Raw genomic sequence first — 14265 nt, 5'->3', positions numbered from 1 at the left:
GATGTGGCAGCCAGAGGTTAGCGGAGGGGGTCGTGGCGCTGCCCGGCAGGGCGGCCGGGGTGCGGAAGGATCCGGAACGCGGCACCGGGGACGTCCTGGGCGCCCGCTCGGGCCCAGGGGTTGTGCGGAGCGCGGCACATTCTTAGCATCATCGATGTTACATCAGTTGTGTCATACCGCTGGGGGCTTGATGACCACGACAGAGCACGACCCGCGGGGCCCGCTGGCAGGGGTGCGGGTGGTCGAGCTGGCCGGCATCGGACCGGGCCCGTTCGCCGCGATGCTCCTGGCCGACCTCGGCGCCGATGTCGTCCGGGTCGACCGGCCCGGCGGCCCGGGGCTGGGCATCGATCCCGCGTACGACCTCACCAACCGCAACAAGCGCTCCGTCGTCGTCGACCTCAAGTCCGAGAGCGGGGCCGCCACCGTGCTCGACCTGGCCGAGCGCGCCGACGTCCTGATCGAGGGCTACCGGCCGGGCGTCGCCGAACGCCTCGGGGTCGGCCCGGACGCCGCCCTGGCCCGCAACCCCCGGCTGGTCTACGGCCGGATGACCGGCTGGGGCCAGGAGGGGCCGCTCGCCGAGCGCGCCGGGCACGACATCGCGTACATCGCGCTCACCGGCACCCTCTCGATGATCGGCCGGCCCGACGAGCCGCCCACCGTCCCGGCCAACCTCGTCGGCGACTACGCGGGCGGCTCGCTCTACCTCGTCGTCGGCGTCCTCGCCGCCCTCCAGCACGCCCGTACCCCCGGCGGCCAGGGGCAGGTGGTGGACGCGGCGATCGTCGACGGCTCCGCCCACCTCGCCATGATGATCCACGGCATGCTGGCGGCCGGCGGCTGGCAGGACCGGCGCGGCTCCAACCTCCTGGACGGCGGCTGCCCGTTCTACGGCACCTACGAGACCGCGGACGGGCAGTACATGGCGGTCGGAGCGCTGGAGCAGCGGTTCTACGAGGAGTTCGTCCGGCTCCTCGGGCTCGGCGACGATGCCCCGGCCCGGGGGGACATCGCCCGGTGGGAGGAGCTGCGCACGGCGGTCGCCGAACGGTTCCGTACCCGGACGCGCGCCGAGTGGACCGAGGTGTTCGAGGGGTCGGACGCCTGTGTCGCCCCCGTCCTCTCGCTCCGCGAGGCGCCCGGCCACCCGCACCTCGCCGCCCGTTCCACCTTCGTCGAGCACGAGGGCCTCACCCAGCCCGCCCCCGCACCGCGCTTCTCCGCCACCCCCGTCTCCGTACGCCGGGGACCCGCGCGGCCCGGCGCGGACACCGGGGCCGTCGCCGCCGACTGGGACGTCCCCGGCCTCACCGGCTGACCGGACGGCACGGAGCCCACCCACCACCGAGACACCACTCCAGGAGGACCGCTGTGCAGCGGCAGATCTTCACCGAGGAGCACGACGCGTTCCGCGAGACCGTGCGGACCTTCCTCACCAAGGAAGTGCTCCCGCACTACGAGCAGTGGGAGAAGGACGGCATCGTCTCGCGCGAGGCGTGGCTCGCGGCCGGCCGGCAGGGGCTGCTGGGCCTCGCCGTGCCCGAGGAGTACGGCGGCGGCGGGAACACCGACTTCCGCTACAGCGCCGTCCTCGCCGAGGAGTTCACCCGGGCGGGCGCCCCCGGCCTCGCGCTCGGCCTGCACAACGACATCATCGGCCCCTACCTCACCGGCCTGGCCACCGAGGAGCAGAAGCGGCGCTGGCTGCCCGGCTTCTGCACCGGCGAGACGATCACCGCCATCGCGATGACCGAACCCGGCGCGGGCTCCGACCTCCAGGGCATCCGCACCACCGCCGAGGACAAGGGCGACCACTGGCTGCTCAACGGTTCCAAGACCTTCATCTCCAACGGCATCCTCGCCGACCTGGTCGTCGTCGTCGCGAGGACCACCCCCGAGGGCGGCGCGAAGGGGCTCTCGCTGATCGTCGTCGAACGCGGCGCCGAGGGCTTCGAGCGGGGCCGCAACCTCGACAAGATCGGCCAGAAGTCCCAGGACACCGCCGAACTCTTCTTCCACGACGTACGCGTCCCCAAGGAGAACCTGCTCGGCGAACGGGACGGCGCCTTCATCCACCTGATGACCAACCTCGCGCAGGAGCGGATGGGCATCGCCGTGGCCGGGATCGCCGCCGCCGAGCACCTGCTGGAGATCACCACGAAGTACGTCAAGGAGCGCGAGGCGTTCGGCCGCCCGCTCGCCAAGCTCCAGCACATCCGCTTCGAGATCGCCGAGATGGCCACCGAGTGCGCCGTCACCCGCACCTTCCTGGACCGCTGCATCGTCGACCACTCCGAGGGGACGCTGGACGCCGTGCACGCCTCGATGGCCAAGTGGTGGGCCACCGAACTGCAGAAGCGGGTCGCCGACCGCTGCCTCCAACTGCACGGCGGATACGGCTACATGGCGGAATTCCCGGTCGCCAGGGCGTTCACCGACGGCCGTATCCAGACCATCTACGGCGGTACGACCGAGATCATGAAGGAGATCATCGGCCGCTCCCTGCTCGCCTGAACCCTCGCACAACCACCCCGAAAGGCTGCTGTCTTGAGTACCGAAGCGTTTGTCTACGACGCGATCCGCACCCCGCGCGGCCGCGGCAAGGCCAATGGGGCCCTGCACGGCACCAAGCCGATCGACCTCGTCGTCGGCCTCATCCACGAGATCCGCGACCGCTTCCCCGGCCTCGACCCGGCGGCCATCGACGACATCGTCCTCGGCGTGGTCAGCCCGCTCGGCGACCAGGGCTCCGACATCGCCCGCATCGCCGCCATCGCCGCCGGGCTCCCGGACAGCGTGGCCGGCGTCCAGGAGAACCGCTTCTGCGCCTCCGGACTGGAGGCCGTCAACCTGGCCGCGGCCAAGGTCCGCTCCGGCTGGGAGGACCTGGTCCTCGCGGGCGGCGTCGAGTCGATGTCCCGGGTGCCGATGGGCTCGGACGGCGGCGCCTGGGCGATGGACCCGATGACCAGCTACCAGGTCGGCTTCGCCCCGCAGGGCGTCGGCGCCGACCTCATCGCCACCATCGAGGGCTTCTCCCGCCGCGACGTCGACGAATTCGCCGCGCTCTCCCAGGAGCGCGCCGCCGAGGCGTGGAAGGAGGGCCGCTTCGCCCGCTCCGTCGTCCCCGTCAAGGACCGCAACGGACTCGTCGTCCTCGACCACGACGAGCACATGCGCCCCGGCACCACCGCCGACTCGCTCGCGGCCCTCAAGCCCTCCTTCGCCACCGTCGGCGAGCTGGGCGGCTTCGACGCGGTGGCGCTGCAGAAGTACCACTGGGTCGAGAAGATCGACCACGTCCACCACGCGGGCAACTCCTCCGGCATCGTCGACGGCGCCGCCCTCGTCGCGATCGGCAACAAGGAGACCGGCGAGCGCTACGGGCTCACCCCGCGCGCCCGGATCGTCTCCGCCGCCGTCTCCGGCTCCGAGCCGACCATCATGCTGACCGGCCCCGCGCCCGCCACCCGCAAGGCCCTCGCCAAGGCCGGGCTGACCATCGACGACATCGACCTCGTCGAGATCAACGAGGCCTTCGCCGGCGTCGTGCTCCGCTTCGCCCGGGACATGGGGCTCTCCCTCGACAAGATCAACGTCAACGGCGGCGCCATCGCGCTCGGCCACCCCCTCGGCGCCACCGGCGCCATGATCCTCGGCACCCTCATCGACGAACTGGAGCGCCGCGACCAGCGGTACGGCCTCGCCACCCTCTGCGTCGGCGGAGGCATGGGCATCGCCACCGTCGTCGAGCGCGTCTGACCGTCCCCCCGCCTACGGAGAAGAAGAACCATGACCGAGAGCACGACCATCCGCTGGGAACAGGACGAGACAGGCGTCGTCACCCTCGTACTCGACGACCCGGACCAGTCCGCCAACACGATGAACCAGGCGTTCAAGGACTCCATCGCCGCCGTCGCCGAGCGCGCCGAGGCCGAGAAGGACTCCATCCGGGGCATCATCTACACCTCCGCCAAGAAGACCTTCTTCGCCGGCGGCGACCTCAAGGACATGGTCCGGGTCGGCCCCGACAACGCCCAGCAGGTCTTCGAGACCGGCCTCGCCATCAAGAGCGCGCTGCGCCGCATCGAGACCCTCGGCAAGCCCGTCGTCGCGGCCATCAACGGCGCGGCGCTCGGCGGCGGCTACGAGATCGCCCTGGCCGCGCACCACCGCGTCGCCCTCGACGCCCCCGGCTCCCGGATCGGTCTGCCCGAGGTCACCCTCGGCCTGCTCCCCGCCGGCGGCGGCGTCACCCGCACCGTCCGGCTCATGGGCATCGCCGACGCCCTGCTGAAGGTCCTCCTCCAGGGCACCCAGTACACCCCGCGCCGCGCCCTGGACAACGGCCTGGTCCACGAGCTCGCCGCGACCCGCGAGGAGATGCTCGACAAGGCCCGCGCCTTCATCGACGCCCACCCCGAGTCCCAGCAGCCCTGGGACGTCAAGGGCTACCGGATCCCCGGCGGCACCCCGTCGAACCCGAAGTTCGCGGCCAACCTGCCGGCCTTCCCGTCGAACCTGAAGAAGCAGCTCGGCGGCGCCCCGATGCCCGCGCCCCGCAACATCCTGGCCGCCGCCGTCGAGGGCTCCCAGGTCGACTTCGAGACCGCGCAGACCATCGAGGCCCGCTACTTCACCGAGCTGGTCACCGGCCAGGTCGCGAAGAACATGATCCAGGCGTTCTTCTTCGACCTCCAGGCCGTCAACTCCGGCGCCAGCCGCCCCAAGGGCATCGAGGAGCGCCAGGTCACCAGGGTCGCCGTGCTCGGCGCCGGGATGATGGGCGCGGGCATCGCCTACTCCTGCGCCCGCGCCGGGATCGACGTCGTACTCAAGGACGTCTCCGCCGAGGCCGCCGCCAAGGGCAAGGCGTACAGCGAGAAGCTCCTCGACAAGGCGCTGGCCCGCGGCCGCACCACCGAGGCCAAGCGCGCCGAGCTGCTGGCCCGGATCACCCCGACCGCCGACCCCGCCGACCTGGCGGGCTGCGACGCCGTCATCGAGGCCGTCTTCGAGGACACCGCGCTCAAGCACAAGGTGTTCCAGGAGATCCAGCACGTCGTCGCCCCGGACGCGCTGCTCTGCTCCAACACCTCCACCCTCCCCATCACCGTCCTCGCCGAGGGTGTCGAGCGCCCGGCCGACTTCATCGGGCTGCACTTCTTCTCGCCCGTGGACAAGATGCCGCTGGTCGAGATCATCAAGGGCGAGCGGACCGGCGACGAGGCCCTGGCCCGCGCCTTCGACCTGGTCCGCCGGATCAGGAAGACCCCGATCGTCGTCAACGACTCGCGCGGCTTCTTCACCTCCCGGGTCATCGGCCAGTTCATCAACGAGGGCGTGGCGATGGTCGGCGAGGGCGTCGAGCCCGCCTCCGTCGAGCAGGCCGCCGCCCAGTGCGGCTACCCGGCCAAGGTGCTCTCCCTGATGGACGAGCTGACCCTCACCCTGCCGCGCAGGATCCGGAACGAGACGAAGCGGGCCGTCGAGGAGGCCGGCGGCACCTGGCCCGGCCACCCCGCCGACGAGGTCGTCGACCGGATGGTCGACGAGTTCGGCCGCCCGGGACGCAGCGGCGGCGCGGGCTTCTACGAATACGACGAGAACGGCGCCCGCACCCGTCTGTGGCCCGGACTGCGCGAGCACTTCACCAAGCCGGACACGGACATCCCGTTCCTCGACATGAAGGAGCGGATGCTCTTCTCCGAGGCGCTGGACAGCGTCCGCTGCCTGGAGGAGAACGTCCTGATCACCGTGGCGGACGCCAACATCGGCTCCATCATGGGCATCGGCTTCCCGCCGTGGACCGGCGGCGTGCTCCAGTACATCAACGGCTACGAGGGCGGACTGCCCGGCTTCGTGGCCCGCGCCCGGGAGCTCGCCGAACGGTACGGCGACCGCTTCCTGCCGCCCGCGCTGCTGGTGGAGAAGGCCGAGAAGGGCGAGACCTTCCACGACTGACGGCGGCCCCGGCCCCCGCGGGCCGCGTTCATTCCGCCGTGAACGCGGCCCGCAGCTCCTGCTTCAACGACCGCTGGAACGCGGTCACCAGCGCCTGGAGCACCATCGGCTGCATATGGGCCGAGAGCGACTTCATCGCCGCCACGTGCTCCGGGTCCGACTCCCGCTCCCGGTACGGTCCCCACACCTCGTCCCGGAACAGCCGGGTCAGATCCCGCGCCGCCGACCGGGAGTGCTCCAGCAGCACCGTGCGGGCGGCCAGGATCGTCTCGTGCGCGATCGGCACGCCCAGCAGTTCGACCCCCAGCCGCAGCAGCCCCGGATCCAGCCGGTAGTTCCCGTCGACCGGTTCCGCGCGCTCCAGCACCCCCATCGCCGCCAGCCGGGCGAGGTCCTGCTCGGACAGGGCCCGGCCCGCCCGCCGCTCCAGCTCCGCCCGGGTCGCGTCCTCCGGCGAGTCCGGTGCCCAGGAGGCCACCAGGGCCCGGTGGATCGCCAGGTCCTGGGCGCTGAGGTCGGGCGGCAACTGCTCCAGGTAGCGCTCGATCGCGGCCAGCGTCATGCCCTGGTGCTGGAGCTCCTCGATGAGCGCCAGCCGGGAGAGGTGGTCGGGGCCGTAACGGCCCACCCGGCGCGGGCCGATGACCGGGGGCGGCAGCAGCCCGCGGGTGCTGTAGAAACGCACCGTACGCACGGTCACCCCGGCGCGTGCCGCCAGCTCGTCGACGGTGAGCGCGGGCTCGTCGGCCCCGGTCGCCATATCTGCTCCTCGTGTCCGGCCGTGGGGGACGGGCCGCGGCGCGCGGCGTCCGTCCACTGCAACAGTATTGCTGTCTCACCAATGATGTGAAAGTGCCCGGTTGTCAGAGGCGGCGCGTAGGGTCCGTTCCCATGTCCGGGATCACATACATCCAGGGGGACGCGACCGCGCCCCAGGCCAAGGGCGTCAAGCTGATCGCCCATGTCTGCAACGACCTCGGCGGCTGGGGCAAGGGGTTCGTCCTCGCGGTCTCCCGCCGCTGGCCCGAGCCCGAGGCGGCCTACCGCCGCTGGCACCGCGAGCGCGCGGAGAACGACTTCGCCCTCGGCGCGACGCAGTTCGTCCAGGTGCGCCCGGACATCTGGGTGGCCAACATGGTGGGCCAGCGGGGCATGCGCCGGGGGAGCAACGGCGTCCCGGTGCGCTACGAGGCGATCGGCACGGCGCTCGACGCGGTCGCCGGAAAGGCCCAGGAGCTGGGGGCCTCCGTCCACATGCCGCGGATCGGCTGCGGGCTCGCCGGCGGGAAGTGGTCCCTGATCGAGCCGCTGATCGAGGAGCGGCTGACCGGCCGGGGCATAGCGGTGACGGTGTACGACTTCGACTGACGCCCTCGGCCCGTCCCCGGCCCGCCCCGGCCGACAGGAACCGGCCGGATAGCCTGCTTCCGTTTGGCGTGGCGGCAGGAAGCGGGGTGGGTCCGGTGACGGGTGCCGGGGCTGGTGGCGGGGCTGAGGACGGTGCTGGTGACGGGGCGTCCGCGGGGCGCGGGGAGTCCGCAAGACCCGGGGGCGCTCCACCGCCCGGCCAGATCGACATGTCCCTGCTCACCATGCTGGGGCTCGCCCCGGACGAGGACGCGGTCTACCGCCGTCTGGTGGACCGGCCCGACAGCGAACCCGAGATGTTCACCGGTCCGCTGGACGTCCGGGCGGTCACCCGGGTCCTCGACTCCCTCGTCGACCGGGGGCTCGCCAGCGCCGCCCGGCCGGACGAAGGGGGCGTGGTCCGCTACCGGGCCGCCTCCCCGCTCCTCGCGCTCGGCCCGCTCCTGGAATCCCGCCGCTCCGCGCTGCTCCGGGTCGAATCGCTCGTCGGCGATCTCGCCGAGCGCCACCGCTCCGCCCAGACACATGCCTCGGGGGCACCGGTGGAGGTGCTCTCCGGCCCGGCGGCCATCCGGCAGCGGCTGCTGAGCATGCAGCGCCGGGCCAGGAGCGAGGTGTGCACCCTGGTGCCGACCCGGCGGGTGCCCGCCGTGCTCAGCTTCGAGGACAACCACCACGAGGTGGACGCCGAGATGGCCCGCCGGGGCGTGCGCGTGCGCAGCGTCGTCGAGCGCGAATGGCTGGAGAACCCGCACACCGCCGCGCTGCTCTCCTCCTGCGTCGCCCAGGGCCAGCACGTCTCCGTCACGGACAAGCTGCCGATCAAGCTCGCCATCGTGGACCGACGGGTCGCCCTGCTGCCGCTGGACCCGGAACGCGAGTCCGAGCCGGTCGCCCTCGTCGTGCACCGCACCGGCCTGCTCACGGCGCTCGTCTCGCTCTTCGAGGAGCACTTCGAGAAGGGCTGGCGGCTGAGCATCACGGGTTCCGAGGAGGAGCGGGGCGACCGGATCGCCGCCGTCGACCGGCAGATCGTGGCCCTGCTCCACGTCGGCCTGACCGACGCCGCCATCGCCCGCCAGCTCGGCATGGGCCACCGCACCGTCCAGCGGCGGCTGCACGCGCTGATGGACGAGGTGGGCGCGGCGACCCGTTTCCAGCTCGGCTGGTACGCGGCCCGGGCGGGCTGGCTGCCGGACGTTCCGGGCAACTCCGGCGAGCCCGGCGGCGGCTGAGGCGTAATTACGCCACGGCGCTTTCGCGCCAGCGTCATCCCTTGTTCACCCGCACCCGCATGGCGAACGATCAGCACGTCAAGCGCTCGATGCCTCGTACGGACCGGGCGCAGGTGTGCGATGGGGAGGTCCTGTGAGACGAACGAACGTGCTGCGGCTGCTGGCGACCGGGGTGGTCGCCGCCGCGACCGGCGCGTCCCTGATGGCCGCGCCGGCCTGGGCGGGCGACACCGCACCGGAACCGGCGCCGGCGCCGGACCAGGTCGGGGTGGCCCCGGCGATGACGCAGGGGCTGGACAAGGCCGCCCGCGCGGGCACCCCGGCCCAGGCCGCCCGCGCCCACATCAAGGCGCACCGGGGCACGTACAAGGTCCCCGTCTCCGACCTGAGCACGGTCAGGACGACCAAGGACGGTGCGCAGTCCTCGGTGCGTTTCCAGCAGAAGCACAACGGGGTCCCGGTCTTCGGCGCCGAGTACGCGGTGCAGACCCGGGCGGCCGACGGCGGCCAGCAGGTCACCTCCGCGACCGGCACGCTCTACACCGACCTCACGGTCTCCACCACGCCGACGGTGAGCGAGGCCACCGCGAAGCAGCGGATGTTCTCCCTGGACCGCGGCCTGTCCGGCGTACGGGGCGCGAAGACCGAGGCACACGGCCTGTCCGTCCTGCCCGACGCCAAGGGCGGCCGGCTGGCCTGGCACTTCACCGTCACCGGCGGCAGGGCGAACGGCGCCCCGGTCCGCCAGGAGGTGTACATCGACGCCCGGGTCGGCGGCATCGCGCTCTCGTACAACAACGTCGACGCCGCCGACGCCTCGCCCGCGCAGGGCACCGGCGTCCGCGTCGACGGCACCGAGGCGAAGCTGGACGTCAACAAGGAGACGGACGGCTCGTACACCCTCGTCGACTCCACGCGCGCCATGTACCCGGCCACCGGCGGCCAGATCCGCACCTACGACGCGCAGCGCAAGCAGTACACGGACGTCGCGGGCGGCCCGGTCACCGACGACATCCCGCTGGCCACCTCGGCGGGCGACCGCTTCGACGGCGCCAACACCACCTCCGGCGCGGTCGACGCCCACCTGAACGCGGCGAAGGTCTACGAGTACTACAAGAACCAGATCGGCCGCGACGGCGTCGACGGCAAGGGCGGCACGATCTACTCCGTCGTCAACGTCGCCTCCAACGGCAAGGACTACGCCAACGCCTTCTGGGACGGCTCCAAGATGGTCTACGGCCACATGAACGGGGTCCCGCTCTCCGTCGGCCTGGACGTCGTCGGCCACGAGATGACGCACGGCGTCACCGAGCACTCCGCCGGGCTCGTCTACCTCAACCAGTCCGGCGCGCTCAACGAGGCGATATCCGACTACTTCGGCAACGCCATGGAGACCGCCGACAAGGGCGTCGCGATGAGCGACCCCACGTCCGGCCTCATCGGCGAGTACCTCTGCAACGGCACCAAGCCGCTGGAGGAGTGCGCCCTGCGCGACCTGAACGACGGGCGCAGCGCGCAGAAGGACTACCAGCCCATCCCGCTCGACATCGACAACGGCGGGGTGCACTACAACTCCACCATCGTCGGCGGCGCGCTGTGGGACATGCGCAAGAACATCGACAGCAAGCTCGCCGACCGGATCATCTACCGGTCCGCGCAGAACTACCTCACCCCGCTCTCCGGCTTCACCGACATGCGCAACGCCGTCACCCTCGCCGCCAAGTCGCTGAACGTCTCCAAGGCCGACCTCGCCGCCATCGACAAGGCCTTCGACGAGCACGGCATCGAGGCCGGCTGGGAGCAGAAGGGCGGCACGCACGACGGCACCACCATCGGCGCCGACGTCCTGCCCGCGTACGAGGTCTACAGCGGGGTCGACGAGCAGGCCGCCCAGATCAACGGCGACGTCTACGCGATCAGCCACGGCGACGCCATCGCCTGGGACCAGGGCAGCGCCGCCTTCGGCATCACCGTGGGCCGCTTCGGCAAGAAGCCGACGCACGAGCTGGCCCAGAAGGACGCCTACCTGCTCGACCCCTCGCTCGACGACGACCGCATCGTCTTCACCCGGATCGCCGGTGACTCCATCGGCGTCTACCAGACCGGTCCCAAGGGCCAGGGCGCGATCAAGAAGGTCGTGGACCGCCCCGACGCCGACGAGACCGAGCCGGTGACCGACAACGGCGCGCTCGCCTACATCAGCACCACCGCCGACGGCGAGCAGGACGTCATGCTCCGCAAGGCCGACGGCACCACGGTCAACGTGACCCCCGAGGCCGGCACCCACGCGAGCCACCTGGCGATGAAGAACGGCCGCATCGCCTGGGCCGGCGGCGACGGCACGTACGTGTACGTCCACGACATCAGGACGGGCACCACGCAGACCAAGCGCATCACCGGCTTCCTCTTCGACTACGTCTCGGACATCCAGCTCACCTCGGACCGGGTCTTCTGGCGCGAGACCGGCGGCTTCCTGATCCCGAGCACCAAGTTCGTGTCGGGCCCGCTCGACGACCTGCCCAAGGCCGCCGCGCTGCGCTACCCGTCGAGCGTCTACCTCGCCCAGTTCTCCGTCACCGACGAGTACTTCGCCTACTCCACGTTCGACCTGTGGGGCGCGCTCGGTTCCTGGAGCGGGCCGGGCAAGGCGAAGGTCGCCAGGACCGCCGACGTGCTCGCCGGTCTCAACACCTTCACCCGGGTCTCCTGCTCCTCCGGCGCCCAGCTGGCCCCGTCGCTCGGTGACGGCCAGCGCATCGCCTGGCTGGACACCACCGCGGCCGCCACCGACGTGGTGACCCGCGCGACCTTCGCCGGAACCTGCGAGTAGCGGTCCGGCACCACCGCACCGAAGGCAGGGGCGTCCACCCGGTACCCGGGGGGCGCCCCTGCCCCGTGACCGGGGCAGGGCTCAGGCGGAGGCCCGGCGCACCAGCTCGGTCGGGGTGACCACCGAGCGGGGCGCCTCGTCGCCGCCGTCGCCGGACAGCCGCTCCATCAGCATCCGCACCATCAGCCGGCCCATCCCCTCCACGTCCTGACGGACCGTCGTCAGCGGGGGATCGGTGGCCTCGGCTATCGACCCCATGTCGTCGAAGCCGACCAGCGCCACCTCCTCCGGCACCACCCGCCCCCGCTCGCGCAGCACCCGCAGTGCGCCGGAGGCCATGAGGTCGTTGGCGGCGAAGACCGCGTCCAGGTCCGGGGTGCGGCCGAGGAGCTCCGCCATCGCCCGCGCACCCCCCTCCGCGGTGAAGTCCCCGTCCGCGACCAGGGCCGGGTCCGCGTCCGGCAGCACGTCGCGGTAGCCGTCGATCCGGTCGAGCGCCGAGGTCTGGTCCCGGGGCCCGGCGATGTGCGCGATCCGGCGGCGGCCCAGGGAGACCAGATGGCGCACGGCCGCCGCCGCGCCGCCCCGGTTGTCGCAGTCGACATAGGGTGCGCCCGGTCCGGGGTCCTCGCCGGGCCGGCCGCCGTAGACCGTGGGCACCCGGAACCGGTGGATGACCGCGGGGAGTCCGCCGTCGGTGTGCAGCGAGAAGGCCAGTACGCCGTCCACATGACCGCCGGCCAGGTAGCGGGCGACCCGGTCGAAATCACCGCGCCCCTCCACCAGGAGCAGCACCAACTGCGAGTCGTGGAGCGTGAGTTCACGGCTTATGCCGCGGATCTGCCGGGAGAAGAACGGGTCGGAGAAGAGCCGGGACTCCGGTTCGTCGACGATCACGGCGACCGCGCCGTTGCGCCGGGTGACCAGGGTCCGGGCGGCGTGGTTCGGGACGTAGCCCAGCTCCTCGACGGCTCTGCGCACCTGTTCCGCGAGGGGTTTGCGCACCCCGGCCCCGCCGTTCACCACCCGGGAGGCGGTCGCCCGCGAGACCCCGGCGCGGGCGGCCACCGCCTCCAGGGTGGGGCGGGCCTCGGAAGCGGATTCGCGGGACGGACCGGGCAAGGGGCGCTCCTCGTACACACGGCATCGGACCGGTCCTACCGCACCGGCGCCGTCAGCCTAACCAACGCCGCCGCCCCTCCCGGTGGGGGAGGGGCGGCGGCCCCGGTACGCCGGTGTGCCGATCAGCGGCGGTCGTGCACGGAGTCGGTCGCCGCGATCCGCTTCCAGGAGGCGGGCCGCGCGGGCTTCGCGTCGGCACTCCGACCCCGCGCTCCGGCGGCCGCCGGAGCCTCCGGCCGGACCGGCTGGAACAGCCAGGTGTCCAGCAGCGAGGCCAGGGGCTTGCCCGAGACCCGCTCCGCGTACGCGACGAAGTCGGCCACGCTCGCGTTGCCGTAGGCGTGCTCGGCGGGCCAGCCCTTCAGCAGCGCGAAGAAGCTCTCGTCGCCCACCTCGTTGCGGAGCGCCTGGAGGGCGAGGGCGCCCCGGTCGTAGACCGCCCCGTCGAACTGGTTGTCCGGGCCCGGGTCACCGGGCTTGACCTGCCAGAACGGGTCGTCGGCCGGGTGCTGGGCGTAGGTGTAGTCCGCCAGTTCCTGGGCGGTTCCCTCGCCCTCCTTCTCCGACCACAGCCACTGGCTGTACCGGGCGAAGCCCTCGTTGATCCAGATGTCCTTCCAGCCCTTGACCGAGACGCTGTCGCCGTACCACTGGTGCGCCAGCTCATGGACGACGACCTGGATGTTCGCGCCGCTGGCGAACTGCTTCGGGCTGTAGAACGGCCGGGTCTGCGTCTCCAGGGCGAAGCTGCTGGTCACGTTGGGGACGTAGCCGCCGAGCGCCTCGAAGGGGTACGGCCCGTAGACCTCCGACAGCCACTCCGCGACCTCGGTGGACCGCTCGATGCTGGCGCGCGCGGCCCCGGCGTTGGCGCCGAGGTCCCTGCTGTACGCGTTGATCACCGGCAGCCCGTCGGCCGTGGTGTCGGTGGTGATGTCGAACTTCCCGACCGCCAGCGTCGTCAGGTACGTCGCCTGCGGCTTGCTGGAGCGCCAGTTGAAGCGGGTCCAGCCGAGCTTGGAGCTCTGCGACTGGAGCGTCCCGTTGCTGATCGCCTGGAGGCCGTCCGGCACCGAGACGGAGATGTCGTACGTGGCCTTGTCCAGCGGGTGGTCGTTGCTCGGGTACCACCAGGCGGCCGACTCCGGCTCCTGCGCGGCCACCGCGCCGTCCGGGGTGCGGACCCAGGACGTCCAGCCGTTGATCTTCACCTCGGAGGGCTTGCCCGCGTACCGCACGACCACCGAGACGGCCTTGTTCTTCGCCAGCGGAGCCGCCGGGGTGATCTCCAGCTCCTGCTCGCCGGTCTTCTCGTGACCGGCGATCTTCCCGTTCACCCGTACCTCGGAGACGTCCAGCCCGAAGTCCAGGTTGAAACGGGAGAGTTCCTGGGTGGTCGTGGCGAGGATCGTCGCCGTCCCCTCCAGCAGATCGGTCTTCGGCTGGTACTTCAGCCGCAGGTCGTAGTGGGAGACGTCGTAGCCGCCGTTGCCGCTGTACGGGTAGTAGGGGTCGCCGATGCCCGGGGCGCCCGCGGTGCCCCCGGCGGCCGAGGCCGGGATCGCCAGCAGCAGGGAGGCCGCGAGCGCGCTCGGGACGATGAGTCTGCGGTGCACGGAATGCTCCAAGTGGTCGGGGCGGAAGATCTCTTGAACCGTCACGTCGACCCTAATCAGAGGCCACCGCCCCGGTCGTGTCCATGGCCACAGCTGTCACACGATCGCCATTCGGCCGCCATCGCGG

Annotated in this window: 10 protein-coding genes; 7 read left to right on the top strand and 3 right to left on the bottom strand. The window is 71.9% G+C overall.

The genetic code is table 11. From position 1 onward, the window contains the following. The first annotated feature begins 190 nt into the window (after window positions 1-190). The 4 genes from ACIQGQ_RS22195 to ACIQGQ_RS22180 are packed head-to-tail and all read left to right on the top strand — an operon-like array spanning window position 191 to window position 5967. Window positions 191-1321 (top strand): CaiB/BaiF CoA transferase family protein, encoded by a 1131-nt coding sequence (locus ACIQGQ_RS22195; RefSeq protein ID WP_402398358.1) that lies wholly within the window; start codon window positions 191-193, stop codon window positions 1319-1321. A 53-nt stretch (window positions 1322-1374) separates the two neighbouring features. Beyond that, a complete protein-coding gene (locus ACIQGQ_RS22190) occupies window positions 1375-2517 on the top strand; it encodes an acyl-CoA dehydrogenase family protein (protein ID WP_402398357.1) in 1143 nt (380 codons plus the stop codon). Window positions 2518-2550: 33 nt separating this feature from the next. Beyond that, window positions 2551-3765: an acetyl-CoA C-acetyltransferase gene (locus ACIQGQ_RS22185; RefSeq protein ID WP_385209030.1), complete on the top strand. Its 1215-nt coding sequence runs from the start codon at window positions 2551-2553 to the stop codon at window positions 3763-3765. Window positions 3766-3795: 30 nt separating this feature from the next. Next, complete coding sequence (locus tag ACIQGQ_RS22180; RefSeq protein WP_402398356.1) at window positions 3796-5967, top strand: 3-hydroxyacyl-CoA dehydrogenase NAD-binding domain-containing protein; 2172 nt, start codon at window positions 3796-3798, stop codon at window positions 5965-5967. A gap of 28 nt (window positions 5968-5995) precedes the next feature. On the opposite strand, the gene ACIQGQ_RS22175 is transcribed toward ACIQGQ_RS22180, so the two are convergent. Next, window positions 5996-6727 carry a MerR family transcriptional regulator gene (locus ACIQGQ_RS22175; protein ID WP_385209036.1) on the bottom strand — a complete coding sequence of 244 codons (732 nt, stop codon included), beginning with the start codon at window positions 6725-6727 and terminating at the stop codon, window positions 5996-5998. A gap of 131 nt (window positions 6728-6858) precedes the next feature. Here ACIQGQ_RS22175 and ACIQGQ_RS22170 point away from each other — a divergent pair, with 131 nt between their 5' ends. From ACIQGQ_RS22170 to ACIQGQ_RS22160, 3 genes are all read left to right on the top strand, one after another. Next, a complete protein-coding gene (locus ACIQGQ_RS22170; RefSeq protein WP_402398355.1) occupies window positions 6859-7335 on the top strand; it encodes a macro domain-containing protein in 477 nt (158 codons plus the stop codon). A 209-nt stretch (window positions 7336-7544) separates the two neighbouring features. After that, window positions 7545-8570, top strand: a complete 1026-nt coding sequence (locus ACIQGQ_RS22165) for a helix-turn-helix transcriptional regulator (RefSeq protein ID WP_402398354.1) — start codon at window positions 7545-7547, stop codon at window positions 8568-8570. A 133-nt stretch (window positions 8571-8703) separates the two neighbouring features. Then, window positions 8704-11400, top strand: coding sequence for a M4 family metallopeptidase (locus ACIQGQ_RS22160; RefSeq protein ID WP_402398353.1), 2697 nt, complete (start codon window positions 8704-8706; stop codon window positions 11398-11400). A gap of 81 nt (window positions 11401-11481) precedes the next feature. Here the strand turns inward: ACIQGQ_RS22160 and ACIQGQ_RS22155 are convergent, their stop codons facing one another. Both ACIQGQ_RS22155 and ACIQGQ_RS22150 read right to left on the bottom strand, forming a co-directional pair. Continuing rightward, window positions 11482-12522 (bottom strand): LacI family DNA-binding transcriptional regulator, encoded by a 1041-nt coding sequence (locus ACIQGQ_RS22155; protein WP_402398352.1) that lies wholly within the window; start codon window positions 12520-12522, stop codon window positions 11482-11484. A gap of 122 nt (window positions 12523-12644) precedes the next feature. Next, window positions 12645-14138, bottom strand: a complete 1494-nt coding sequence (locus ACIQGQ_RS22150) for a M1 family metallopeptidase (protein ID WP_402398528.1) — start codon at window positions 14136-14138, stop codon at window positions 12645-12647. Window positions 14139-14265 lie beyond the last annotated feature (127 nt).

Origin of the sequence: Streptomyces sp. NPDC092952, assembly GCF_044754785.1 — a bacterium.
Lineage (GTDB): Bacteria > Actinomycetota > Actinomycetes > Streptomycetales > Streptomycetaceae > Streptomyces.
Note: the sequence above shows the minus strand (reverse complement) of the source record. Positions and strands in the feature narration are given on the sequence as shown.